Here is a 25,754-nt window from a genome sequence, read left to right as displayed (position 1 = left end):
TGGTCGGAATTTTCGGAATTGCCTGATTGAACAGTTACAATCCGATTGATGTATGCGCTTACTTTATGGATTCATAATATAATAAATTCTATCCTTTTGCAAGCGTTTTTTTGAGAATAACATTACAACTCCGATTTACTCTGAAGTGGCATGCACCACACGCTCAATATGAATGGTTAGATACATCAATTCTTCGTTAGTCAGTTGATACGTGTAGTTATTTTCAATAAATTTTTTAATTTTCCCCGAGCACTTGTGCGCCTCAGGATACTTCTTCTGAATCATCTCAAATAACTCATCGTCGTTGTTACTCTTGTAATGCTTGCCTTTCACCAGCCGTTGGGCGAAAAACTTCAGATGGGTCACAAATCGATAATAATTCAATGAGTTCTCGTCAAAGTCCATTTTGAAATGATATTTTATGATCGTCAAAATCTCCTGCATGACCTGCGTCATGCTTCGGATGTTAGGCATCTCTTCGTTTAGTGCTGCATTCACAAAGTGCAGTGCCATGAAACCCGCCTCATCTTCCGGCAAAAGCACACCAAACTGATCACAAATCATATTCAGCGCTTCTAGCCCTACTTCATATTCGTCCTTATAGAGCTGCTTGGTCTCCCAAAGCAATCCATTACGGATCGGCAGATTGTTGCGATAACGTTCAATGGCAAAATGAATATGATCCGTCAGATGCAGATAGATGCTCTCGTTGAGCTTTTTCCCAAGCTTTAGCTTGGCATAGGCAATAATCTCCTCAGACACTTTCATGTATTCCAGTGGTATGCTCGCGATTAATGCCTTGAAATTTTCCTGAATATTTTCATTCTGTAAAGTAAATATCTTATCAATATGCTGCTCGGACACCTCATCGCCAGCTCGCTTCTGAAAAGCAATCCCCCGGCCTATGACGATGACTTCACGTTCGTCTTTAATCGCTACTACAGCATTATTGTTTAACACCTTCTCGATCTTCACTTTATCCACTCCAATATACAGAAAAAGGCAAACCGTACCTTCCACGAGGTCACTGGCCTTGCCCATTTCACTTCATTGTTAACTAATGTGCGTTCATGGTATTACATTTTTCTACAATGTGCAACAAAAAAATCGTTGATGCTTTATCACTAACAAACCACACTTTGAACGGCTAAATGAACCTGTTCAACGGCTTTGCATTTTTTTCTGTTTGTGCATATTCAATCTGTATCTTCCTACATTCCCATAAAAAAGACTCCCTTAGCATGACGCCTTATCCAGGGAATTATACTTACCAAGAACGCCAAATTCAGAATTTCAATGACCTGTCTGTATCATATAGCTTTTTACTCGCCTTCCACTTCGTCCATATATGCCAAAATTGATAGATACGTTCATGAATACTTCCGCTTCATTCCAGACTAAAAACGCTTGCACTTATTCACCTTTTTTTCTATAATGATTTGTAAAATAAAATTAAATTCCGCTCAAAAAGCAAACAAAAAAAGCCCTCCATAGAAGAGGACTTCATGTGTCCGAATGATGAAGAATTGGATACAAAAAAAATTATTTATTTTTATTTCGTCACGCTTTGCTCACTTTTTTGCAGACATATATCATATCATAACACTCTTCAGTCAACGGCGTACCATGCCAATCCTTATAGAGATGTAATATTTCGAAACCATTTGTATGTAATAGACGCTCCATCTCTTGGATAAGTATGGTTTCATCATGATTTATTGTTGCGGCTTTCCTTCTCCAGTTCTGCTTCAATCCTTCGATTGATTACTTTCAACTGATCCGAATCCAAGTGTTTGACATCAGTTAACTGTCTATCTATCTTGTACTCTTCCGCTTCTCCCTTGTTCATCAGTCCCAGATGATTCTTGATGGCACGAATGTCCTCACGCATATTCATGGTCTGGCGGTAGTTGTCTGCGATGAGTGCAAATACAATGGCGCCCGCCAGAATCGGACCAAACGGAACCAGGAGACACAGAACAATTCCTACGACTAAAACCAAAATAATGTACATGCCTTTTTCGCCTCCCCTTTCAATTACAGATTGAATCGTTCTTGGATTAGTTGAGCAACCTCTGTCGCACTCTTATCTGTGTTATTGATTCGAATATAATGCTCGTGCGTAATTTCTCCGGGCTCTGAATTCAATCGATATTTTTCCATGCTCGAAATCAGATCCTGCTCAGACCATTCGACATTCCGCTTCGTTGCTTTGTGCAGCAGCCGATGTGGAGTTTTATTACGAACCAGACGTTCCGTCGAATCAGCTTCCAGTTCAACATAGCACACCTCAGCACCTCCGGACTTGAACAACGCACTGATTTTGCGAATGTACTCCCAATCCTCTTTCATATCGAAAGCCCACACAAATGTAAAAATCAAACCGGGCAGCTCGCTCTTCGCCACTTCTTCAAAAATTTCCTGACGGAACAGATTAACAAGCCTCTTTCCTTGAGGCGTACCATAACTGAAATAAGGGGACACCAGTTCAATCGTCATATGATTGTGAAACAATTTCAGATCGGTGATCTTTTCCAATTCCTGACCGACCGTCATTTTTCCTACAGCCTGTGGACCAAAAATAATGATGAATTTCATTCCACCACTCCTGACTTCAACTATATGTATTCCATTACTTGAATTTTATGGACATTAGCCCATAATAACGCCTCTTGGACAAATAAAAAAGAGATTTCAAGTCATCCGCTGAATGTTCAGGGCTTGAAATCTCTTTTTTCAGTTTGACTTTATATCCATAGTTTCACAGTCTGCCCAACGTTAACGTCCAATCAGGACCCATCCCCACTTCATTCGTCGAAGTCCCATGGCAATAGTCCATGAGAGCAAAATCGCCACAACATAAGACAGCATAATACCAAGGCTGAAATGTGGGGCGAGCTCCACGGTGAGTTCTCTTCTCCAGAATAACAATACTAATGGGTGTATTAAGAATACACCAAATGCCACAGTACCCAAAGAGTTCAGAATGCGAGTTGCCCGATTAGATCCATTGTGTTTCCATGCGCCCATTCGTTCACATGCGATCAGCAATAGCAAGCATGCCGAAAGGGTAAACAGATTACGGAAAAGAAAGAGCAACGTATAGGTTAGGGTCGGAGATGAGGCGAAAGCGGTTTTCACATAAGTATTGCCATAAATAAAGACGGCCCCTCCGCTCAACAATGCAGCGATCAGCACATAACGGTAGGAGAACAGTTTCTTCATTGCCGCATCAAAGTTCAACCCAATCCAGGCACCGAATCCAATAACAATCAGATAACTGGGCAGCAAACTCCCCATCCGCGAGAAATGAAACTGCAGATGCAGCGCGTAAAAAATAGCCTGTGCCGCAATAAAGAACAACGGTAAATATTGATTAAATAAACGATAACGTGTTAATGAAAGAAGCAGTGGAAACACCACATAAAATTGCAAAATAATTAGAAAAAAATATAGATGCGTGTGTGCAGTACCGGTTAACAATTGCTCCGAGAACTGCTTCACATGCGCCAGAGGCTCTTTGCCTGCTAGCCATTGTTTGACGATAAAATAAATGAGTGACCAGGCCAGATAAGGCACAAAAACATAAAATAATCGCTTTTTATAAAAAGCGGGCATCCAGCCCTTTTCCTTCATCTTGGAGCTGTAATTGTAGAACAACACCAGTGAGGAAAGGAACAGAAATGCAGGTACGGCGAATTGCAGAAAGCTGTTCCAAAAATAATAAAAGTTATGATCTAACGTGTGCTTGGGATAATGTGCAACTGCCGTTGAAGTCGCATGAATGGCAACTACAGCCATGATTGCAAAAGCACGATAGAGATCCAGATACTCAATACGCCGGGGCCGATTAACCGGTTGATTCATAATAAAACCTCACTTATGCCTGATAGAATAATAGTTTCCGGCCGCAATCCAGATTCTAAGTTTTATTTTAATCAGCAGACGTGGGTATTACAATCATGATCCATATTATTTTCGTTAAATTACAACAACATTCTGCATTATTCGACATTAGCTATTTGCCTATCCAGAACCGTTCAACGATATTCCCGTCAGGCTCAACATAATCTTGATCCTGGATGCCCCCGTTACGAAGAATAACTCTTCTGGATGCCTCATTATGCGCGTCACATACGACTAATACTTTGGTGATCCCGAGATCTTTTGTGATTTCCAAGGAAAGCTTGAGTATCTCGGCACCGTACCCATTTTGCCGCTCGCCTGGACGAATTCCATAACCAATATGCCCTCCGCTATGGAGCAGCTTCTCATTCAACTCATGCCGTATATTTACGGCTCCAACCACTCGATCACTCTCCGTCACGAGCCAGTAGGTACTGTCCCTAACCCAGCCATCAGGAATATCCTTGCCTTGTTCACTGCGCTGGAGAGATGCTATCATATCTTCAAATGGGTACGGTTCTTTGGCGATCACCCAAGGTACCATTAATTCTCCACTTGCGAGCCAGTCTTCATAAAATGCTACATACGTTTCCTTATATTCTGCTGAAGGTTTGATTAGTCTGACTTTTTCTTTTTCCATCTTAAATGCATCCTCCTGACAAATATCGATATTGCCATTCTCTTTCCTCCGAAACACGATGCGCCTGATCTTCCAATGCACAACTGTAAAAGACTGCTTTCGCTGCATATGTTGCAGCATGCACTGCATGTTGCTTCACATGGGCCGTTGCAGCCGCATGTCCCGCAGCCCGAGATGCAGCAGCGACGGCTTGACTGCCCGAATTCCGGGCCGCAACATGAGCGGAAAACGCCGACTTGCGAGCGTCCACCACGGTGATCTCACCGCGCTCCCACCCAAGCCCTGCCTCAATCACTTGACGCGCACGCGGGTCATCCGGGAACTTCTCCTCAAATAATGATAATACATGCTCAGCGCAAACCGCAGCCCATCGGGCTAACGTGCGATGATCCAGCTGCCTTGACAGATTCTCTATATCTTTTGCAACGGATGTATCCTTGAATACAGAGGTAGCCATGTTCATCAACCTTTCTTTTTATGTATGTCGTCAATCCATCCTGATTTTCAGTTAACACTATTATATCTTCTTATAATCTGGAGTAGTTGCTGTAATCCATTTTCAATTCCCCAGAAAAGCAACCATCTCCTCGTTCCTTCGGTTCAGTATTACTGTCGATTTGTATATTTGGTATGCGTTGCCTCCCGGCTGCAACGCAAAATAACCTCCATGCCTCGTGATCGTGGCATGGAGGTTATTGATTCAATGAAGCGGCAACTCTATGCTATCTCTTGTTATAGCTGTGAGCACGATACAAAATCACTGCCGTCTCGGCACGGTTCAAATATCCAGTTGGCGCTAATCTACCGCTTTTGCCGCCCACAATCCCTGCTTTTATAAGTATCGCAGCACTGTCCAGTGCATAACCTGCCACATCGGATGCATCAAGATATGCGCCCAAATCGGCTTGGCCAACGAATTCTTTACCGGCGACTTGTAATGCCCGCGCTGTCAGGAATAATATTGATTTCCACCATAATGAATCGCTTACAATAAAATATTAATTGAGAACCTGTTTGAATGCTAACTCCCTTTTCTCTAAAAAAACTGTGCCCCTGCCCTAGAATGCGTATTTCATTCAAGGCCAGGGGCACAGTTGCGGGGAAAAGAATGCAGTTTGCCATTTCAAACTATTTTACTTCTCTGGATATGGATCAATCATGCGAATCGTGCCGTCCGGATTGTACGTCAACTCAGCAAACTTGACGCAGCGCTTGTAGTCGATGCCGCCGGAGAGGGAACAATCGTGATAGAACAAATACCACTTTTCCCGGAATTGTACAATTGAATGATGTGTTGTCCAGCCCATGACTGGCGGCAAGATGGTGCCTTGGAACGTAAACGGTCCCATTGGATTGTCACTGATGGCGTACACCAGCTTGTGCGTTGTTCCTGTGGAGTAAGACAGATAATATTTTTCATTATATTTGTGCATCCATGGTCCTTCAAAATATCTGCAATCCTCGTTGCCCGCGGTCAGCGGCTTTCCTTCCTGATCCACGATGACGATCTCCAGCGCCTCCGAAGCCATTGAGAGCATATCTTCACTCAGCTTCGCTACTCTTGGTCCGAGAGCCGGAGCATCCGGAGCAGGGCCCTCCGCATGTTCGACGTAGCTTCCTGTTTGCCATTTCTCCAACTGTCCCCCCCAGAGCCCGCCAAAAAGCATATAGGCCTGCTCGTCCTCGTCCAAGAACACAGCGGGGTCAATGCTGAAGCTGCCCGGAATATATTGCTCCTCCGGTTTGAATGGTCCTGCAGGAGACGGCGACGTAGCTACGCCGATGCGGAAAATGTCTTTATGGTCCCTTGCAGGGAAAAACAAATAAAACTTGCCGTTCTTGAATGCTGCTTCCGGTGCCCACATTTGACGCGATGCCCATGGAACATCCTTCACATGCAGCACCTCTCCATGATCCTTCACGGGTGATTCCGTGTCCGCCATGGATAAAACGTGATAATCCTCCATTTTGTACTGATCTCCATTGTCATTCACCGGACCGTCGTGATCCAGATCATGGGAGGGGTAAATATAAATACGATCCTCAAACACATGCGCTGATGGATCAGCAGTAAATATATGAGTAACTAAAGGTTGCTGCGGTTTAGGTACTTCGGACATACAAATGGCTCCTTCCAAAAGATATGTAACCCCGAACAGCTTCTCGGTATTTTATTGTAAATAATATTGATCGGGTCATGTCACTCAGGTGAAACGATTCGCGCAACACGCTGATAGGCTTCCTTGGGACGATGCGACTCATCAAACAGGAATGGCCAGTTTTTCCGATCACGGACAGGGAAATTATCAAGCCAGGTGTAATCGTCGGCCGCCCCCCAGAATGTTACAGCGCTAATATGTTCCTTATATTCGTGAAGCAAGCGGAAGATGGATTCGTAGCGCTCGGCTTGCAATTCCAGCATTTCCTGCGAAGGTTGAACAAGATCCGTACGCCTGTCCTCAAAGCGAAATACCGACACATCCAGTTCGGTAAGCTGAAGCTGCAGGCCAAGCTGCGCATACCGTTCAATTGCGGCGCGCATATCATCCAGGGACGGATCATACAGATTCCAGTGTGCCTGCAGACCAACGCCATGAATCGGTACGTCTTGATCGAGTAATGAACGAACAAGCCGAAAGATGCGTTCCCGCTTATGCGGATCGGATTCGTTATAATCGTTATAGAACAAAAGTGCCTGCGGATCTGCTTCATGGGCGAATTCAAACGCTTTGGCAATAAAATTCTCTCCGGCGATATCCAGCCATTTAGAGGGCCGCAGGTATGCGTTCTGGTCATCTGCATCATCGGAAATAACCTCGTTCACTACATCCCATGCATAGATAACATCCTTATATCTGCTAACGACAGTCTGAATGTGTGCCTTCAATCGCTCCAGCAATACACCGCGTTCCACCAGTCCACCAGTTTCATTCTCGAACAGCCAATCCGGAGTTTGGTTATGCCAGACTAACGTATGACCACGTAGCGCCAGGCCATGCTCTCTGGCGAATGCAGCTATGACATCTGCATTCTCAAACGTGTACAACTCCTCCTGCGGATGCACGCTGGAGAATTTCATTTCATTTTCTGCCGTTAAGCTATTGAAGTGATATGCAAGCAATGAACGCTGGCTTTCGATCGTTATCGGATTCACTGCTGCTCCTATGTGAAAAGCATCCTTGTACAATATCTTCAATGGGGCCTCTGCTCGCAACTGGGTCATGATTTCCCTCCTCTATATTACCGTTTACTGCCATACCTATAACTCCCGCCCATTACTGCCGAACTAGATCTCATACTCGAACCAATCGAAGCGTGCAGGAGTCTTGCTTGCCTGACCATTGCCAGTAGCATATAACCCTACCACTGCTCCGGTAAAGCACATTTTATGCACAAAATCCTCTGGAGATATTGCACGCGCCGAGCCTGAACCCAAGCTTAACCAGTTCTGTCCATCCTCTGAACAAGCTAACTTGTATTCCTTCTCTGTCGATTCGATATGAAGCAATAGCTGCTCCGCTTTAGTCTCGTTTTCGTACACAATCAGCGACTCTCTGCGCACCGTCAGGCGGGCAAAAATCACATTTCGGCCTCCTGACCGTCTTACGCCAAGCTCATAGTGCGCATCTTCATCCCGGCGGATACATAATCCCGCTTCTTCTCCATCGGAGACCGGAATGAATGACATGCAAGCTGTAAAGCTGGCATGAAGATGCTGCTGCCTCCGGCCAACAAATGTGATCTGACCAACCTCCCCGAGACCTGTCTCCTCACCATACAATGTCAGAAAACCTGGTTTTTCCGTAAGCGAGCATGCTCTATCTGACGGATTGCGCACGAATAGCCACTGCGGCCCAAGTTCTTCATTAAAGTCGTCTCGGCCCAATACAATTGCTGCATGGTTCTCCGGCGTAGAAGGCGCTGTCAACGGCAAGCGCTGAACCGCCATGTCCAGACTTACCGTTCCTTCATTGTTGTCAATGTGCGGCCAGCCATCGTTCCAAACGACCGGTGCGAGGAACGTTTCTCGTCCAAGCACGCTGTATCTGTCCTTGGTCAATCGAACACCAAGGAATACGGCCCACCATTCGCCGTGATGATCCTCCACCAGATCGGCATGACCCAAATACTGAATGGGATGATTCAGATGGCGGTGGGTCAGAATGGGGTCGGGATAGCGTTCAAATGGACCATAAGGTCGATCGCTTCGCCCGATGATCTCACGGTGCTCCTTGGCTGTCCCGCCGGAAGCGGACATCATATAATACAAGCCATTGATTTTGTACAGATGCGGCCCTTCGGTCCATGGCCCTCCATCCCCATGCCATACGACTTGCGGTTCGGATAACGCCTCTCCCGTCGTAATATCGATCTCGTACTGAATGGCGTGAGAATTGTAATCCGCACCTTGCTGGGCGGTAACATACACTTTGCCGTCATCGTCAAAAAACAGCGACGGGTCGATGCCCCCGTATGGAATGCGTATCGGATCGGACCACGGTCCGGCAGGATTGGTTGCCGTAACGTAGAAGTTGCCGATGCCTCTCACAGCTGTCGTAATCATATAAAACGTGCCCTCATGGTAACGAAGCGCAGGAGCATAAATTCCGTCCGAGTTCTTCTGATCGGTCAAATCAAGCTGGCTGATGCGATCCAATACGTTGCCGATCTGTTCCCAATGAATCAGATCCCTGCTCCGAAAAATCGGCACTCCGGGAAAATACTCAAACGAACTGCAAACGAGGTAAAAATAGTCTTCCGCCCTTACGATGCTCGGATCGGGATAAAATCCGGGAAGGATCGGATTGGCATAACGGATCGTATGCGATTGAAGCTGTGGCATCTATTCCTTCACACTCCCAACATTAAGTCCGACGACAAAGTATTTTTGCATGAACGGATACACGAGCAGAATCGGTACCGAAGCAACAATCGTAATCGCTGCCCGTATGGATATTGGTGTGACTTGTGTTGAGTGCTCCATTCCCACGCCGTTGGCCACCGAAGGATTGCTGTTTGCATTCATACTGGAGGATAACAGCTTCATCAATTCATATTGCAGCGTGCTCAGTTCTTGGCGGGAGGACGTGTACAGAAAAGCATCGAACCAGGAGTTCCACGCGCCTACTGCAACGAACAGTGCAATGGTTGCCAGCACAGGCTTGCATAGTGGGAAGATAATTTTCCAGAAAATTCTGAAATCTCCCGCACCGTCGATTTTGGCCGATTCGATCAAGCTTTCTGGAATCGTGTAGATATAAGTACGAATAACGATCAGGTTGAACGCACTGATCAGCGATGGCAGGACATACACCCAGAAGGAATTGATCAAATGCAGGTCCTTCATCAGGAAGTACCCCGGAATAAGCCCTGCGTTGAAATACATGGTCAGTACAAAAATGGTTGTAATCAGCCGGCGGAAAAGGTATTCCCGCCGGCTCAGTGTATACGCCAGCATTGTGGTCAGGAATATATTAAGCAAGGTGGACAGTACCGTACGTGCCACGGAAACCAAAAACGCGTTATAAATTGTACCTGAAGCAAATACGGCTTTGTAATTCTGCAACGTGAAATCGCGGGGCCATAAATACAGTCCTCCCCGGATCGTGTCGTTCCCTGCATTAAATGAAACAACAATAGTATTCAGAAACGGGTACAACGTAACAATGACCAGCAAAATCATGAAAATCGTATTGAAGGTGTTAAACAAGACCGGTTCAATGCCCCTGTCACCAGAGTGGCGAGTGGAAAGCGCCGCTGTATTTCCTGAACCAAGAAGTGGTGTTTTTTTCGTCATTATAACAGCCTCTCTTCCCCAAGCCGCTTGGCCGTCCAATTCGCGAGGAGTAACATGGTAATGCTGACTACCGTTTTGAATATGCCGCCGGCAGTAGCCAACGAGTAGTTGCCCTGGGCGATCCCGTATTTGAGGACGAAAATATCAATCGTTTCCGACCAGTCAACAACCAGACCGTTGCCCAGCAAATATTGAACCTCGAAGCCCGCTTCCAGAATATGCCCGATTGACATAATCAGCAGGATGACAATAGTAGGCTTGATCCCCGGTAATGTGATGTTCCACATTTTTTGGTAGCGATTGGCCCCATCAATATCAGATGCTTCATACAGCGCAGGATCAATAGAGGCTATGGCCGCTAAGTAAATAATCGTGTTCCAGCCAACTTCTTTCCAGATATGAGAGCCCGCAACGACCCCCCAGAAATACTTTCCTTCTGTCAACCAAAGAATGGGCTCATTTATCAAATGCAACTTCATGAGGATATCGTTGACAATACCATCGGAAGCGAGCGATGTCGCCACGATGCCGGTAACGATAATCCACGATAAAAAGTGCGGCAGATAAGAGATCGTCTGCACGGTCCGCTTCCACATCACCTTTTTGATCTCATTGAGCAGAAGGGCCAGAATAATGGCGGTTACAAAACCTAATATCAGGTTGATGACACTCATGGCCAGCGTATTACGAAGCACACGCAGGAAGTTATCATCAGTGAACAAAAATTGAAAATGCTTGAATCCCACCCATGTTTGCTGCGAGAAACTTCTTGCAGGCTTGTAGTCCTGAAAGGCCATCGTCCAGCCCCAGACAGGCACATAAGCAAAGGTGATAATGTATGCAAGCAGAGGAACAGACATCCATATGAGTTGTCTCTGTGCTTTGATGTTTTGCCAGGTCAGCCGCTTATTTTTCCGTTTTTTCTTTGGACTGAGCGGCTTGGTTCCCACTACAATTTCCTCCATAATATCAAACTCCCTATCCATCTTTATAATGAAAGGAAGAACGTCGAGCAACGTATCTTCCACGATGACAGATTGATTCCAGCAACATGTTTTCGCAAAATCAGGAAGGAGGGAAACCTTCCTTCCTGACGGAAATTACTTTATTTCACGGACCAGCTATCGATTCTCCACTGTAATACTTCATTGATACGGTCTTCGAAAGCTTTAATGTCGAGCTTTTGAATTTCGGAAACGTATTCACTCCAGACACTATCGAATTCGGATGTATTGGCCAAAATCGCTTTCGGCAAGTATTTAGTGGACAATTCATTCAGCTTCGTGTTGGCAATTTTGGCTGGAGAACCCTCGACGATGTCGACAGACCAAGCCGGGTAGTAAATCGGATTCTCCGGTGGATCACTGAAGAAATCCACAAAGCTATTGAATCCATATGCATCCAGTACTTCCTTATCAAACGGTTTCAAGCTGGTCTGATATTCTTCCGGCTGATTGCTTGCCGAAGTGGCATTGCCATCGCTGAAATAACCTTCAATCTTCGGTGCAGTTCCATAGAACGCGTCTGCTTTGTTAGCCAGCTTCCAAGCCGCATCCGCGGCATTGTCGCGCTGCTCTTGCGTTTTCATGAAACGGCCTTCTTCATTGACGTAATAGTCCTGATCCACTACGCCCCAAGTGAGTGTTTTCTGCCAGTCTTCTTCCATCAGTTTGTCGAGCGCTTTAATAATTTTCACAGGGTCCTTGGCACTTACGGTAATACCGTAGCCGTTGTTCAGGTTCAGCGCTGCGCGATCGCGATAGTAGTCCTTTGTACTGCTGTCGTATACCAGCGGGAAGCCGACATACGTGCGTTCGATTTTATTTTGCGTTTTCAGAGAATCATCTGCATTGCCAAAGTTCCAATGCTGGTCGAACATGCCAAGTACTGCACCGCTGGACAATTTGGCCATGTACTGATCGTAGTTTTGCGCAAACGCTTCCTTGTCGAGCAGGCCTTGGGCATTGATTTCATTGAGTTTCTGATAGTATGTTTTGGCATAATCCTTGTCAGCAAAGATCTCGGCCTTGCCATCGTTTACCACCACGCCGCCATCGTTCGGATGACCAATCAAATGCTGCGGAGGGTTCAGCAGTCCCCAGTTCTTCCAGTCATAATTCAGCACCTCGAAGCCAATCGTCGGCTTGCCGTCAATGGTTGGATACTTTTCTTTGTATTTAGCAATCAAGTCAAAGTATTCGTCCAGCGTCTTTGGAGTTGGATAATTAAACTCTTTCAGCACGGCCTTTTGAATCCAAAAGGCTGGTCCGCTGTAATAGGTATCTGCTACTTCACCGTTGTATGCGCCGTAGTTGGGCAGGTAGTAGATATGTCCATCGTTAGGGTCCTTCATCTGGTTCCAGTATTTCTCGTAATGCTTCTTCAAGTTAGGTGCGTGTTCCTCAATCAGATCCTCAAGCGGAATGACCGAACCGGCTGCTGTCAGTTTGGTGTCCGCAGAGATTAGGTCCGGATAATCACCTCCGGCAATCATGACCCCAAGCTTCTGGTTTTTGTCACCGGCCAAAAATTCGAATTTGAATGTAACGCCAAGCTCATCCTTTATTTTCTTGTAAATCTTGTTGTCAGCGGTTGGCTGCTGTCCGGCCTCGTTCAGGAATACCGATATTTCTACCGGATTGTCAGGCCCAACATCACTGCCTGCACTGCTCTGCTCTCCATTACTTGGCTCATTGCCGCCTGAGCAGCCCGCAAGGACAACGCTCATTGCTAGCAAAAGTGTTGCTCCCATACGAAAAAATGTTTTTTTACTGTCCCCCATAAAGCACCTCCATAGTTTGATCTCACTTCAATGAAAGCCCTTTCATTTGAATAATTTCATTATAAATTTATAGCACTATGGAAACTATATTCGAATTATAGCTCTTTCCGGGAAAAGCTCAGGTTTTCTTGTATTCGTTCGGAGACATGCCCATGCGCTTCTCAAATTGTTTTAGAAAATGATTATAGCTGGCGTATCCAACCTTTTCCGACACTTCGCTATTTTTATACTGATTCATCTGGAGCAGTCGACAAGCCTCCTCAATTCTCAGATTATGCAGCAGTTCATTGAAACCCATTCCATTTTTGCGTATCAATAATTGTCCCAAGTAGGCCGGATGTAGAAAAAATCGTTCGGCCAGCAGCTTGATAGTCAAACCCTCCCGAAAATGCACATGTATATAATCATTGATGTCCTGTACAATCCCTTGCGCCTCAAAGGTATTTTCCTTGAGCAAAAGCTCAAAGCAGACTTTGCCGCATGAATGCAGCATCCGAATCCAATCCTCAAAGGTAAGCAACGCTTCATCCAGATCAGGAATCTCGAACAAGCGATAGGAATGTTCTGAATTCTCTGCCATTTGTGCCCCCATGTACGCCCGTATTTCATGAAGAAGATAAATTACGAATTTTCGGACTTCATCGGGGTGGACACGGGTCTGGCGGAAGGACTGCTCAATAAATTCCACTGCAGACCGGTAGGAGGCGTAATCAATAAGCTGAAATGCCCCCAGTACGTGCTCAGACAGTTCAACCTGATTGTAGTGCCTTTGAAAATTATGGTTCTGGAGAAAGGTATATTCCATAATGCCGTTCCATTCGGCTTCATAAAAGGCGTGCAGCAACGCTTTCTCTGCTGTTATTCGGGAGTTGCTAATGCGATTAAGGGAGAATTCCGTAGTGCCTATGGCCATATATGTACGAAAGCTCACCAGACGGCGAGCCAGTGCCTCTAATTGTTTTCTTAATTTTCCGCTCGTTCCCTGAGGGTCAGGGGAAACATCGCCGAACACAATGGATACAAGATCATTTCGCATACGAATTATATAGATGACATTCGGTCCGTTCAGAACCTCCGCAGCAAGGCTGCTCCACCGGCCATACTCCTCTTCGGATACCTGAACCAGGCATACATTCCAGGCTTCAGCTGACCGGGACAGAGACTCCATTAGCTCAGCACCTTCTGCAGACAGCACTTTGCCCAATAAAGTCTGCTTCATCGTCAACATTTCCTGCTCTCTTAATGCAATCTGTCCAATATATAGCTGCTCTTGCTCCTTGATCAGTTCCAGACCCATTCTGCGTACCTCGGACTCTGCCTGTTCCTCATCTAATGGTTTTAACAGATAACCGGAAACCTTGAATTTAAGAGCCTTTCGTGCAAACTCGAAATCACTGTACCCCGTGAGTATAATGAATTTGGTCAACCAGTTCCCTCTGCGTCGCCATTCTTCAATCATCTCCAGTCCATCCATCACTGGCATACGAATATCAACCATAACAAGATCCGGCTTCAGCTCTTCCATTTGTTTCAATCCTTCTGCACCGTTTCCGATCAAGCCGCACACCTCAAAGCCAAGATTTTCCCATGGAATCCAGAGCTGCAAGCCCTCCAGCGCCCATGGCTCGTCATCGATCAGCAGCACTTTGAATGCCATTGTCCCTGCCTCCCTCTCCACCCTGATCGTCGTCCAGCAGTTGCAATGGAATTTCGAAGGACACCTCTGTCCCCTCACCCATTGTACTCACCAGATTAAAATTCACTTTATCGTCATAATACAATTCAAGACGGCGATATACGTTGCGTATGCCAATATTGCTCCCCCCGCTCTCCTCCTTGCTTCGCATATGATACAGAACCTCCTGTAACCGCTCCTTGTCCATGCCCTTGCCATTGTCGGATACAACAACGCGCAGACGATCGCTCACCACTTCCGCTCGAATCTTCACATAGCCAAGTCCCTCAATAGCCTGTATGCCATGTTTGCAGGCATTCTCAGCCAATTGCTGGATGCTCATTTTGGGAATTTTATACTGTCTCGCCTCATCGCTGATGTCAATGTAATATTCGAACTTGTCTCGAAAACGGAATTTTTCAATGCCCAGATACATGACCGTAAAGCTCATTTCCTCTTCCAACGTGACCACGTCGTCCTTCCAATTCAACAGACGGCGAAGCAGCTTGGACAGGTCCTTGATAATATCTTTGACATCCGCATAATTGTTTTTGGTGCTGACCACAAGCAACGCATTGAGCGTATTGAACAGAAAATGGGGATTCATCTGGCTTTGCAGCAAATTCAATTCAGCGCGAACGCGCTCAGCCTCCTGGCTCCGTTGCTGAATTTCAAGCTTGTACACATTATTAATCAGGGAATGGATCTGAGCAGTCATCATATTGAAATTGCGAATCAGATGACCTATCTCATCCTGCCCGCCATCAATGTTGATCAGATCAAATTTCTCGTTCCCTACCTTTTGCATATGCCTGGACAGACGCTTCACCCGATAATTATATGAACGCAGCATGACATAGATGAAGATGGAGGTAATCAAAGTAATGATGCCGGCGAGCATGCCGAAATAGAGCTGCATGGACAGCATCGCTTGTTTGACACGTGTTTCCTGGGGCACCCCAATCAGCTTCCAGCCTTTCACATAACTGGCATTACCAATAGGAACGATATGCAGGTCCTTGTCTGCGGCCTTGCTCATATCAAACAACGCGTAATGACTGTCTACCTCGCCCTGATATTTGTCATCCGCGGCCACGATGATTTGATTCTGAGCGTTGACCAGATACAGATCCAGCGAACTTTTCTCTCTCGCAATCACGTCATAGAACCGATTAATGTAAAAATCAATGCGCACCAGCTTTTGGTAAGAGCTGTCCTCGTTGTAGTAGTCCATTTTTTCGATAACGCTAAAATATGAGGATGTCGCCGCCTGGTCATTCGCGGCCTGATCCCGGTAAGCGAGCACACTTAATGATTCTCCAGCCGCTTCCCATGGCCTGAACCAGTTGCTGGAGCGCGTCGATTCGTCCAGCACATAATAATCCCCTCCGGGCACAATGGTGGGATTGTCCGTGTAGATGCCGATGCGCTGAATCTGATTGTTCACGGGCATATAGGAAGTCACCCTGTGGCGAAGCTGCTCATCGAACGTGCTGTAGAAATCCAATTGGCCGTTGTACACCCGATCCATGGATTCAGATAACAGCTTGTCCGTAATCAAGGTGTGACTGACAGCTATCCCGCCGTCAATCATGGTGTGAATGTCCTTTCTGGCCCGCTCCAGCGATATTTGCAAATTTTGCTCCTCCCTCTCCTTGATCAGCACGGACATGCGATCCATGAACAAATAATTGCTCACTATGATGGGTAGCAAAATCCCTATAACATATATCAACATAAACTTGTAGTTCAAAGGAATATCGTTCACGATGCTGGGAAATCGGAATTTTCTAAACATCTTTGCTATCTCCATCCTTCATTCGTTACTTTTCAAGTCGAATTCATTGTTGTTTTCTATATGCCGAAGGAGCCATGCCAGTCATTCGCTTGAACTGACTTACAAAATAGTCGGCATTGGGATACCCTGAATTCACTGCGACATCTGCAATGCTGAAACGGCTTTGGCGCAATAGCCGCTTTGCCTCCTCAATCCGTTTATCATTCAAATACTCTCGAAATGCCTTGCCAGTCTGCTGCTTGAACGCTTGCCCCAAATAGTTGGCATTCATATGAAATTTCTGTGCAAGTTCCTGAAGCTGCAACTTCTCACGAAACTCCTGATTGACATACTGCACCACACGAAAAATCGTGCTGCATTCCTTTTCTTTTCGCTGTTCCTGCAATACCTTTAAAGCGTTGAGGCTTAATATGAGCGCATATTCCCGGAGTTCAGGATAAGAACCGATTCCGGTAATGCCACCCAATGTATTTTGAATGTGCTGCTTGAAGCTGTCCACATCCCCCTCTAGCTCCTTCAGTTGCTTCAGAACACCCATTTCAAGGGCAAGCAATTGAACCCGAACGTATTCTACATCCGACATAGGCAGCCCTGAGGCAGGATTGATAAGCAGCGCGAGCACCTCACCTTCCAATCTGTCCTGTTCGGCGGATAAAATCGTCTGCAGCAGATTCGTCAAAGCTTTTTGATTCACACTCGCTTTGCCCTCATTTAATGGCAAATCCTGATAATGAACAATACCGCTCTTCTTCTGATAACGCTTCCATTTCAGTGCAGATAAGGCTTTATCATACGCTGTCCGCATAGCACCTGCTCCGCCTGAGTGCTGTCCGAATGCTACAATGATTGACGTTTGAGCAGAGTAGATCTCAAACAGACGTTCCCCCAACGTCTCAAGCAGTTCCAGGGAACCTTTCATTTCAGCGGCAAAAACGCCAATTCTTCCTTCTGCATCCGTAAAGGGTTCGGACCAATGGGCCTCAGCAAGATCGCGCACTCGTGCTTGCACGTCCTCTTTGCCAGTATCTATTTCAAACAGAAGACAGGCCATGTTCTCATGACCTTCCATTACCAGCATTCCTTCCACTTCCGCTTCCAGGTCACTGCTGTTTTCACCCTGAAGCAGGCGGTTGAACAAACAATTTACATATAAGGCACGCTCGCGTTGATGCATTTCCTCTGAAGCATGCTCTTCCTGAATTTTACGACCCATCTGCTCCAATATGGTTTCAATCTCAACTTCATCTATAGGCTTGAGCAAATAGTCTTCCACACGCTGTTCCAGCGCCGTTTTCGCATATTCGAAGCTATCGTATCCACTTAATATGACGAATCGCGGTGGTTTGGTCAGCTCGTGCATTGAACGGTCAATCAGTTCAAGGCCACTCACGGAAGGCATGTGAATATCTGTAAACACCAGATCAGGATGAAGAACCTTAATCATGGCCCAGGCAGCATTTCCGTTCTCGGCCTCTCCGCAGATTCGAAAACCGTATTTGTCCCAATTGACCATGGTTCGCATGCCCTCCAGCACCCATGGCTCATCATCCACCAATAAAACATTCATCATTCAGGTTTTCTCCTTCCAATTGAATGAGGCTTGTGTTGTGTTGTATTGCGTTCAAGAGCGGATTCATCACGTTTCATTTCGTTTCAAATCACTACTATTATATGATGCTTATCTTTTAACCTGGTAAATAAAAATCATTTTTCTCCCTTTGACATCTTCAACTTTCAGTGAAAGAGGAAGCAAGCTGCCATTCATGCCATCGATTTTCAACACTATCGACTACTTCACCTCTGGAAAAGTGTACCCTTTTAATTATCTAGAGTTTTTAGCTCTTATACAATAGACAATACTTGATTTAGTATGCAAAGCTTTACTCTTATATAGCTTTTTTCGGTATTGTCCCTCATCTTACGGCCTTTGAACAATTAAATCCCTTCGATCCGTGCCAGAGGGCAGCTCGGATCAAGGAATAGCCAAAAGGCTAGCCCGTTGTATCTGGCTAACCTAATGATATAATCACATTATCTGCTCCAGTATTGCGAATCGTGGAAATGATAGAATTTTTGAAAATCCCGCAGTGCAAGCCAATGATCCTCGAAATCTGGGTCATTGGGATTATTATGACAATCTTCTGAATCGACTCCTGTAGACCGGTCAAACTGTAGGTTCGCCCTGCCACATCACCCAGTCTGTCCAGGTTGCTGCGCATCAATTTCTTTCTCAGACACAGCAGCTAGATACGTAAATTGGTAGCTTCCTGATCCCAGAGCAATCTGCACATCCGTTCCCTGCGCTCGAATTTCATGGATATCCGATACTTGGTTCAAAGGTTTCCCGTTCTCCAGAACCGTCTGCGCATCTGCTCCAGGAAGAAGAACCGTGCCCGTCGTATTGGCAGGAATGGTCACCTGAACTTCTATCTCGTTATTTTCACGACGATACCAGTTTGATGTAACAGAACCATACATCGTTTCAAAACTCGCTTCCACCCACTCCAGCCCAGGTCCTGGTTTGGGCTCGATGTGCACGACGTGGAAGCCAGGCTGTTGTTCATCCGTATTAATCCCAGCAACATAACGATATAACCACTCGCCAATGGCGCCATATGCATAATGGTTGAATGAATTCATATCAGCACTCCACAGACTGCCGTCCTCCCTGATTCCATCCCAATGCTCCCAAACCGTAGTCGCGCCTTTTGTCACTTGATATAACCAGGATGGATAGTCTTCCTGAAAGAGTAGCGTATAGGCCAGATCATGATGTCCCGTATCACTCAATACCGGATTCAGATAAGGTGTTCCAACAAAACCGGTGGTCAAGTGGTTTCCTGCGTCCGCGACCAGTTTCCCCAATTGATCAATAGTACGTTTCCGAGCTGTAGCATCCAATAGATCAAAATGCAAAGCAAGTATATGCGCCGTCTGTGTGGGGACTGCAAGTTTGCCCGCAGGTGTCACGAATTCATCTTGAAATGCAGTAACAATGTTGTCATGCAGATTATCATAATACACTGTATCTTCCGCCTTCCCCAACACCTCAGCCGCTTTCCTTGTTAGAGAAACAGAGTAGGCATAAAATGCTGTCGCTACAAAATCCTTGTCTGTAGCCCCAATATAGCTGTCCGGCTTGGAATCCAGCCCGAGCCAATCGCCAAAGTGGAAACCTGTATTCCACAGATATGGATTCTCCCCCTGAGCATGGATGTAATTAATCCAGCGCTTCATGCTGTCATATTGCTCAGCCAACAGCCTGACATCCCCATACATCTCGTAGATCGTCCATGGACAGATGACAGCAGCATCACCCCAGGCGGCTGAAGAATGGCTGGTATCTCCCCATCCCTCTGACGTTGAACTCCTCAGATCAGGAACATAGAAAGGAATGCCTCCATCCTCTCCCTGATCTGCCTGCAGATCCCTGAGCCATTTGGTAAAAAAAGGCGCCGTGTTCATCAGGTATGAAGAGGTTCGAATAAACATCTGAGCGTCTCCCGTCCAGCCCAGCCGCTCATCACGCTGCGGACAATCTGTCGGTACGTCAACGAAATTCCCTTTTTGCCCCCACAATATATTGTGATGAAGCTGATTCACGAGCGGACTTGAGGTCTTAAAGCTACCTGTATGCTCCATATCGGAATGCAGTACAACTCCTGTGAAATCCTCCAGGTTGACGTGATCCGGGAACCCGATGAGCTTCACATAACGGAATCCCTGAAACGTAAAATGCGGCTCATACGTCTCCACACCGTTGCCTTTTAGGGTATAGCGAATACACTGGGTGGCACTGCGGAGATTTTCTGTATAAAAATTACCTGCATGATCCAAAATCTCGGCATGTCGTAATTCAACTGTATGACCCGACTCACCCTGAATGCTGAATCTCACCCAGCCGACCATGTTCTGCCCCATGTCCAGCACACGCTCTCCTTGAGGCGTTGTCAGCAAACCAATCGGGTTCAGCTGCTGTACTTTTGTTACCGCGACATTCTCCTGAGCAACAATAATCTCTTTCGTATGATCCAACACGCGTACGGGTGACCATACTACTGAGGATGAATCTGTCCATTCGGACTCTAGGCGGGCATCGTACGTTTCACCCATATAGATATCGGACATGCGGATGGCACTGGGCGCACTCTCCCAGTCTTTATTGGATACAATGCGTTCTTCCGAACCATCCCCATACTGAACATGAAGTTCCAGCAACAAAGCATGGTCTGCTCCGTAGATATTCTGCCCCTTATCCCATCCCAAATGTCCTTTATACCAACCATCACCCAGATAAGCACCGAGTAGGTTCTGTCCATTCTGAAGCTGATTGGTCACATCATAGACCTGATATTGCAATCGCTTACTATAACTGGTCCAGCCCGGGGTGAAGTATGCTTCGCCCACTCTCTGATTATTCAGATGAAGTTCGTACAATCCAAGTGCAGTCACATATATTCTTGCCGACGCGACAGGCTTTTTCAGTTCAAACAAGGTACGCAGTCGTGGGCAAGACTCATCCTGCTGTGAAGAAGGATCGACTGTGATCCACTCCGCCTGCCAGGCATCTTCACTTCCCATGAATCCCGTCTCGAAATACGCTGTCTCCGACCAGTTCGATTCATCTCCTGCACGATCCCAGGCACGAATGCGATAATAGTAGCGGGTTCGCGCTTCGGGTATCCACTGATCCAGTTCAACATGAATGGACTGGTCAGAGCTCATTTTGCCGGAATCCCATTCAACCTGATCAAAAACTTCCGTCCGTGACAACTGAATTTGATAAGCTGACTGTACACAATTTCTGCGATCGGATTGCAAATGCCAGCTTATCCTGGGAGACGTGATATCTAGTCCAATCGGATTTATTTTATACTCACAACGCAGATGACTTACGGTCAACATCAGAGAAACATCCCTTTCCATCGTGGTTTCCAATTCAAGGTTACGATATAATTATATCGATTCTGTGATCGGAAATACCCGGCGATGAGGACTGTTTAACCCGGTAATCTGGTCATTCCCAACTGAGGAGGCTATCTCGTGAATCCAACCGTACAACTGTTCAAGAGCGAATCCTTTTTCCAGAATAATCTGAAGCTGTTCGTGAACCGATGTTCCGAGGATTTTGTGGTCCCCTTTCACGCACACGAGTTTGTTGAGTATAGTTATGTGGCAGAAGGAAAGGGCTTTCATCATATTGGTGAAGATATTATTCCGGTACACAAAGGGATGTTATTTGTCAATCCGGTCGGCGTTCCTCATGTATTCCGCCCGGCTACAGCAAATGTATCAGAGCATCCACTCATTATCTATAACTGTCTGTTCAATTCCGAACTGATCCACACCCTGTCCATTATGATTCAGGAGGCGGAGATTCGAAACCATCTGACAGACCTGGAAAAGAATCAAATTCCTTATGTATCCATCCTAGACTACAGCCAACGGATGGAAGAATTAATGGTGAAGCTGTACCGCGAATCTGCCATTCCGAGAATCGGCTCTTCCACGATCCTGTATACGCTCGTTAGCCAACTCGTCGTAACGACTTACAGACATATCTATCAAGCTACCTGCAATGAGAAGGAAAATACAACTGATATGGAACACATTCTTCATTACCTGGACCAACATGTTAACGAACGAATCCGTCTAAGCGAACTCGTGAATATCTCTGGTTGGAGCGAAAGACATATTGGACGTATGTTCGTGACCCATACCGGGCGGACATTTGGTGCCTATCTGCAACATTTGCGCATACAAAAAAGCTGTGAATTGCTGAAGAATTCACAACATAAAATCAGTTTTATCGCTGAACTTGTAGGCTATCGGGATGTAGATTCATTTTACGCCGTCTTCAAACGAATTACGGGAGAAACCCCGCAGGGCTATCGCAGGAACTTCAGAGCTGAACCATAGAATTAAGTGTTCCTGCTTTCTGTTCCTTTCCCAAGGGTCATCTCCTTACAGGATCAAGCTTGCTCTCTGCATGTTCTGTTTCGAGCAGACGATCCACATAAGCCTTTGCACCTTTCCATGAGGTCATTAACGGAAACTGATGTTGCTCCCGCTCGTTTACATTCCATGGATGAGGGATACAAATGACTTTTTTCCCGTCATTCATCGCCGGTATCAGGTTATGCGCTCCATCATCAATTAACAGATCGAAGTTAATCAAGTTCTTCCGTTTACAGGTTATAAACTGTTCTGGAGATATGTATGGCATATGCTTCTGGAGCCAATTCCACTTCTCAACAACCGTTTTGGGTTCAGCTGCCGTTAGTATAAGCAGATCGTAGGCTTGGTGGAGCTTTTCCACCTCTTCTACAACATATTCGTCATAAATCTCCAGTTCCTCAAACAGCCCTTGCCGACCGTAAAATACATCGTGCGTACATTCCGGATGGCGCATATGGGATGTGTCCCAATGAATCATATCCTCATATCGCAGCGGATGGGTTGGAAAGTTGATGTTATTGTGATATATGGCACGCTTGACCAGATGACATATGGTGTCATCCATATCTACAGCAATAATAGGCTTCTTCATCTTTATCCCCTCCAATAGGATCACAGTATATCATCATCGATGTAACAGCGCTATCCTTTTTGAGTTCAAAATAAAAAGCGGCCCCTGCGCTGCAATAACTGCTGCGCAAGGGCTGCCCCCGAAATCAATCCAAATCTTCGCCATTCGTAGCAATGACGTTCTGATACCAACCAAAGCTCTTTTTCTTATAGCGATCCAACGTGCCCTGTCCATTGTCGTCTTGATCGACGTAAATTACGCCATAACGCTTGGACATTTCCGAAGTGGACGCACTGATGATATCAATTGCCCCCCAGTTGGTATAACCCATAAGGTCTACCCCATCCATGACTGCTTCTTTCATTTGTGTAATATGTTTTCTCAAATAATCAATCCGATAATCATCGTTAATGGAACCGTCCGCCTCTACCGTATCCTTGGCGCCTAGTCCGTTTTCCACTACAAACAATGGCAGCTGATAACGATCATACAGCTCTTTCAATGCCACACGAAGGCCAATCGGGTCAAGCTGCCAGCCCCATTCTGTACGCTCCAGGTTCGGATTCTTAATTGTGCTGTACAGGTTGCCTCCAGTTACCCCATATTCCTCCGGATTTACTGCAGATACCAAAGACGTATAATAACTGAACGAGATAAAATCAACCGTATGCTCTTTCAGAATGGCTTTGTCTTCAGGTTCCATCGCAATGGAAATGCCATGCTCAGCCCAATAACGATCCATGAAGGTTGGATAACTGCCTCGCACCTGTACATCGGTATGCAGTAAATTCAGCTGGTTATCAATCTGAGCTTGCAATACATCCTCCGGCTTCGACGTTGCCGGGTAGTGAATCATGCGCGCAAGCATACAACCAATCTGGAATTCAGGGTTAATCTGACGCGCCTTCTGTGTTACCAGACTGCTGGCAACAAACTGATGGTGAAGTGCTTGATAGGAAGCTTGCATCACATTATCGACACGATCTTCAATGATGCCTCCGCCCGTGAATGGCTCAATAATGGTTGTGTTGATCTCATTAAACGTCAGCCAGTATTTAACCTTGGCTTTATAGCGATTCATTACGGTCTCGGCGTATCTTACGAAATGTCCGATAACTTCCCGCCCTGCCCAGCCATTGTACTTCAATACCAATGACATCGGCATTTCATAGTGAGAGAGCGTCACGAGAGGTTCAATGTTGTGCTTTCGCAATTCGTCGAACACTTCATCATAGAAACGCAACCCTTCTTCATTGGGCTCAGCATCGTACCCATTCGGAAAAATACGCGGCCAGTTGATGGAAAGACGAAATGTCTTGAAGCCCAGCTCGGCGAACAACGCAATGTCCTCTTTGAAGCGGTGATAAAAATCAATACCGTAACGCTTCGGGTATCCCTTCGCACTGTGGTGAGCCATCGCTTTCTCAACCGTTGTACTGGTCACGTGCATCAGTTCTCTAAGGTTGGTGTAATCCTTCTTCTCAAAATAAGGAACCATATCCGCCGTGGACCAGCCTTTACCCCCTGCATCAAATCCACCTTCAGCCTGGTTGGCGGCAATTGCGCCGCCCCACAGAAAACCTTCTGGAAACCCTTGTCGATTGATCATGCGTATCTCTCCTCTTCTTATTGATGCTGTCTTTAGTTTGTCTTTAGGCTTTAAATTTCAGCTTGCAATACTTCTTCACCCGTCGTAATTGCACCCAATTTCACAGGCAGAACCTGCTTGTAATCAGCTGTATTCGTAACGACCATGGCCGTTGTTATGTCATACTCTTTCGCGATTTGATCAAGTTCAAACGTGAGCAACTTGTCTCCGGCCTGTACACGTGCCCCCGTAGCAACATGGGCTTCAAAATACTGACCGCGCAGTTTCACAGTGTTGATCCCAACATGAATCAGAAGCTCCATTCCGTTATCACTGCGGACCACGATTGCATGTTTCGTTTTGAACACATTCATGATCGTGCCCGTAACAGGTGACACCAGTTCGCCCAACGTTGGAACAAATGCCACGCCTTTACCCATCAATTCATCGCCAAACGTTGGATCATTGACTTCTTTAAGTGCGATCGCTTTCCCCGTCATCGGTGCAACAGCTACCGCATCACTTGTTGGTGTTGGAGCACCCATATCGTCCACGTTTACGGTTGCAGCATTGCTGGAAGGTGCAGCCGCTTGTGCAGTAGAAGCACCTGGTGAAAATTGAGCCAATGACTCGGCGTCACCTTCTTCTTCCTTAATCCCAAACACCGTAGACATGATTGCACCGACTACAAAGGCAAGAATCATGCCACCAAGGGAGTACCAGAAGGTTTGTCCGATCAGGGAAGGCAGACCTGGAAGACCACCGTTACCTGCAAGCACATAAGCTTTGGCTCCAAATGCAAGAGCGAAGCCCCCACCTACCGCACTACCAATCATGGCTGCGGCAAACGGTTTTTTATATTTCATGTTTACGCCATACATTGCCGGTTCGGTTACACCCATGAGAGCTGTGAAGCTGGTGGATAATGCAACCGTTTTGAGTTTTTTATCTTTCGCACGGAAGAATACGCCCAAAGTCGCTCCTGCTTGACCCATGTTGGAGATGAACGTCAGTGGCAGGAATTTGTCAAAGCCTAATG

At 46.1% G+C, this 25,754-nt stretch carries 21 protein-coding genes; 1 reads left to right on the top strand and 20 read right to left on the bottom strand.

Annotated elements, in window-relative coordinates:
- Window positions 1-135: 135 nt before the first annotated feature.
- The 17 genes from licT to AMS66_RS10895 all read right to left on the bottom strand — a co-directional run bounded on the left by licT (window position 136) and on the right by AMS66_RS10895 (window position 21,503).
- Window positions 136-975: a BglG family transcription antiterminator LicT gene (gene licT / locus AMS66_RS10970; protein WP_053781041.1), complete on the bottom strand. Its 840-nt coding sequence runs from the start codon at window positions 973-975 to the stop codon at window positions 136-138.
- A gap of 733 nt (window positions 976-1,708) precedes the next feature.
- The gene (locus AMS66_RS10965) at window positions 1,709-2,014 is read right to left on the bottom strand and encodes a DUF456 domain-containing protein (protein ID WP_053780825.1); all 306 of its coding nucleotides are present in this window, start codon (window positions 2,012-2,014) and stop codon (window positions 1,709-1,711) included.
- A 23-nt stretch (window positions 2,015-2,037) separates the two neighbouring features.
- A complete protein-coding gene (locus tag AMS66_RS10960) occupies window positions 2,038-2,598 on the bottom strand; it encodes a DEAD/DEAH box helicase family protein (protein WP_053780824.1) in 561 nt (186 codons plus the stop codon).
- Between the two features lie 180 nt (window positions 2,599-2,778).
- Complete coding sequence (locus tag AMS66_RS10955) at window positions 2,779-3,867, bottom strand: acyltransferase (protein ID WP_053780823.1); 1,089 nt, start codon at window positions 3,865-3,867, stop codon at window positions 2,779-2,781.
- A 151-nt stretch (window positions 3,868-4,018) separates the two neighbouring features.
- Window positions 4,019-4,546 carry a GNAT family N-acetyltransferase gene (locus tag AMS66_RS10950; RefSeq protein ID WP_053780822.1) on the bottom strand — a complete coding sequence of 176 codons (528 nt, stop codon included), beginning with the start codon at window positions 4,544-4,546 and terminating at the stop codon, window positions 4,019-4,021.
- Window position 4,547: 1 nt separating this feature from the next.
- On the bottom strand, window positions 4,548-5,003 hold the full coding sequence (locus AMS66_RS10945; protein WP_053781040.1) for a putative immunity protein: 456 nt from the start codon (window positions 5,001-5,003) through the stop codon (window positions 4,548-4,550).
- A gap of 265 nt (window positions 5,004-5,268) precedes the next feature.
- Window positions 5,269-5,445, bottom strand: a complete 177-nt coding sequence (locus AMS66_RS31705; RefSeq protein ID WP_160319682.1) for an S-layer homology domain-containing protein — start codon at window positions 5,443-5,445, stop codon at window positions 5,269-5,271.
- A gap of 234 nt (window positions 5,446-5,679) precedes the next feature.
- On the bottom strand, window positions 5,680-6,666 hold the full coding sequence (locus AMS66_RS10940) for a glycoside hydrolase family 43 protein (protein ID WP_053780821.1): 987 nt from the start codon (window positions 6,664-6,666) through the stop codon (window positions 5,680-5,682).
- Window positions 6,667-6,746: 80 nt separating this feature from the next.
- The gene (locus tag AMS66_RS10935) at window positions 6,747-7,769 is read right to left on the bottom strand and encodes an endo-1,4-beta-xylanase (protein ID WP_053780820.1); all 1,023 of its coding nucleotides are present in this window, start codon (window positions 7,767-7,769) and stop codon (window positions 6,747-6,749) included.
- 63 nt (window positions 7,770-7,832) lie between these two features.
- Window positions 7,833-9,389, bottom strand: a complete 1,557-nt coding sequence (locus AMS66_RS10930) for a glycoside hydrolase family 43 protein (protein WP_053780819.1) — start codon at window positions 9,387-9,389, stop codon at window positions 7,833-7,835.
- The gene (locus tag AMS66_RS10925) at window positions 9,390-10,229 is read right to left on the bottom strand and encodes a carbohydrate ABC transporter permease (RefSeq protein ID WP_236703354.1); all 840 of its coding nucleotides are present in this window, start codon (window positions 10,227-10,229) and stop codon (window positions 9,390-9,392) included.
- Between the two features lie 113 nt (window positions 10,230-10,342).
- The gene (locus AMS66_RS10920) at window positions 10,343-11,308 is read right to left on the bottom strand and encodes an ABC transporter permease (RefSeq protein WP_053780818.1); all 966 of its coding nucleotides are present in this window, start codon (window positions 11,306-11,308) and stop codon (window positions 10,343-10,345) included.
- Between the two features lie 140 nt (window positions 11,309-11,448).
- Window positions 11,449-13,125 carry an ABC transporter substrate-binding protein gene (locus AMS66_RS10915; protein ID WP_053780817.1) on the bottom strand — a complete coding sequence of 559 codons (1,677 nt, stop codon included), beginning with the start codon at window positions 13,123-13,125 and terminating at the stop codon, window positions 11,449-11,451.
- A gap of 118 nt (window positions 13,126-13,243) precedes the next feature.
- Complete coding sequence (locus AMS66_RS10910) at window positions 13,244-14,782, bottom strand: response regulator transcription factor (RefSeq protein WP_053780816.1); 1,539 nt, start codon at window positions 14,780-14,782, stop codon at window positions 13,244-13,246.
- On the bottom strand, window positions 14,754-16,598 hold the full coding sequence (locus AMS66_RS10905) for a sensor histidine kinase (RefSeq protein ID WP_053780815.1): 1,845 nt from the start codon (window positions 16,596-16,598) through the stop codon (window positions 14,754-14,756). Before AMS66_RS10905 ends, AMS66_RS10910 begins: the two co-directional genes overlap by 29 nt.
- A 43-nt stretch (window positions 16,599-16,641) precedes the next feature.
- A complete protein-coding gene (locus tag AMS66_RS10900; protein ID WP_053780814.1) occupies window positions 16,642-18,168 on the bottom strand; it encodes a helix-turn-helix domain-containing protein in 1,527 nt (508 codons plus the stop codon).
- Window positions 18,169-18,788: 620 nt separating this feature from the next.
- Window positions 18,789-21,503 carry an alpha-L-rhamnosidase gene (locus AMS66_RS10895; RefSeq protein ID WP_053780813.1) on the bottom strand — a complete coding sequence of 905 codons (2,715 nt, stop codon included), beginning with the start codon at window positions 21,501-21,503 and terminating at the stop codon, window positions 18,789-18,791.
- 138 nt (window positions 21,504-21,641) lie between these two features.
- Between AMS66_RS10895 and AMS66_RS10890 the strand changes: the two genes are divergently transcribed.
- Window positions 21,642-22,517 carry an AraC family transcriptional regulator gene (locus AMS66_RS10890; protein WP_053780812.1) on the top strand — a complete coding sequence of 292 codons (876 nt, stop codon included), beginning with the start codon at window positions 21,642-21,644 and terminating at the stop codon, window positions 22,515-22,517.
- Between the two features lie 37 nt (window positions 22,518-22,554).
- Here the strand turns inward: AMS66_RS10890 and AMS66_RS10885 are convergent, their stop codons facing one another.
- The 3 genes from AMS66_RS10885 to AMS66_RS33650 form a co-directional block, all read right to left on the bottom strand.
- The gene (locus AMS66_RS10885) at window positions 22,555-23,148 is read right to left on the bottom strand and encodes a 5' nucleotidase, NT5C type (protein ID WP_053780811.1); all 594 of its coding nucleotides are present in this window, start codon (window positions 23,146-23,148) and stop codon (window positions 22,555-22,557) included.
- A 124-nt stretch (window positions 23,149-23,272) separates the two neighbouring features.
- Entirely contained in the window at window positions 23,273-24,736 is a 1,464-nt protein-coding gene (locus AMS66_RS10880) for a glycoside hydrolase family 1 protein (protein ID WP_053780810.1), read from the bottom strand.
- 50 nt (window positions 24,737-24,786) lie between these two features.
- The coding region (locus tag AMS66_RS33650) for a glucose PTS transporter subunit IIA (protein ID WP_236703334.1) at window positions 24,787-25,754 on the bottom strand (968 nt) is incomplete at its 5' end.

The sequence above is a fragment of the Paenibacillus xylanivorans genome (genome assembly GCF_001280595.1).
Classification (GTDB): Bacteria; Bacillota; Bacilli; order Paenibacillales; family Paenibacillaceae; genus Paenibacillus; species Paenibacillus xylanivorans.
Note: the sequence above shows the minus strand (reverse complement) of the source record. Positions and strands in the feature narration are given on the sequence as shown.

Bases quoted from the DNA above. Each gene is read 5' to 3' on its own strand.
- AMS66_RS10965 (WP_053780825.1), bottom strand. From the start codon at position 2,014: ATGTACATTATTTTGGTTTTAGTCGTAGGAATTGTTCTGTGTCTCCTG.
- AMS66_RS10960 (WP_053780824.1), bottom strand. From the start codon at position 2,598: ATGAAATTCATCATTATTTTTGGTCCACAGGCTGTAGGAAAAATGACG.
- AMS66_RS10955 (WP_053780823.1), bottom strand. From the start codon at position 3,867: ATGAATCAACCGGTTAATCGGCCCCGGCGTATTGAGTATCTGGATCTC.
- AMS66_RS10950 (WP_053780822.1), bottom strand. From the start codon at position 4,546: ATGGAAAAAGAAAAAGTCAGACTAATCAAACCTTCAGCAGAATATAAG.
- AMS66_RS10945 (WP_053781040.1), bottom strand. From the start codon at position 5,003: ATGGCTACCTCTGTATTCAAGGATACATCCGTTGCAAAAGATATAGAG.
- AMS66_RS10940 (WP_053780821.1), bottom strand. From the start codon at position 6,666: ATGTCCGAAGTACCTAAACCGCAGCAACCTTTAGTTACTCATATATTT.
- AMS66_RS10935 (WP_053780820.1), bottom strand. From the start codon at position 7,769: ATGACCCAGTTGCGAGCAGAGGCCCCATTGAAGATATTGTACAAGGAT.
- AMS66_RS10930 (WP_053780819.1), bottom strand. From the start codon at position 9,389: ATGCCACAGCTTCAATCGCATACGATCCGTTATGCCAATCCGATCCTT.
- AMS66_RS10925 (WP_236703354.1), bottom strand. From the start codon at position 10,229: ATGATTTTGCTGGTCATTGTTACGTTGTACCCGTTTCTGAATACTATT.
- AMS66_RS10920 (WP_053780818.1), bottom strand. From the start codon at position 11,308: ATGGAGGAAATTGTAGTGGGAACCAAGCCGCTCAGTCCAAAGAAAAAA.
- AMS66_RS10915 (WP_053780817.1), bottom strand. From the start codon at position 13,125: ATGGGGGACAGTAAAAAAACATTTTTTCGTATGGGAGCAACACTTTTG.
- AMS66_RS10910 (WP_053780816.1), bottom strand. From the start codon at position 14,782: ATGGCATTCAAAGTGCTGCTGATCGATGACGAGCCATGGGCGCTGGAG.
- AMS66_RS10905 (WP_053780815.1), bottom strand. From the start codon at position 16,598: ATGTTTAGAAAATTCCGATTTCCCAGCATCGTGAACGATATTCCTTTG.
- AMS66_RS10900 (WP_053780814.1), bottom strand. From the start codon at position 18,168: ATGATGAATGTTTTATTGGTGGATGATGAGCCATGGGTGCTGGAGGGC.
- AMS66_RS10895 (WP_053780813.1), bottom strand. From the start codon at position 21,503: ATGTTGACCGTAAGTCATCTGCGTTGTGAGTATAAAATAAATCCGATT.
- AMS66_RS10885 (WP_053780811.1), bottom strand. From the start codon at position 23,148: ATGAAGAAGCCTATTATTGCTGTAGATATGGATGACACCATATGTCAT.
- AMS66_RS10880 (WP_053780810.1), bottom strand. From the start codon at position 24,736: ATGATCAATCGACAAGGGTTTCCAGAAGGTTTTCTGTGGGGCGGCGCA.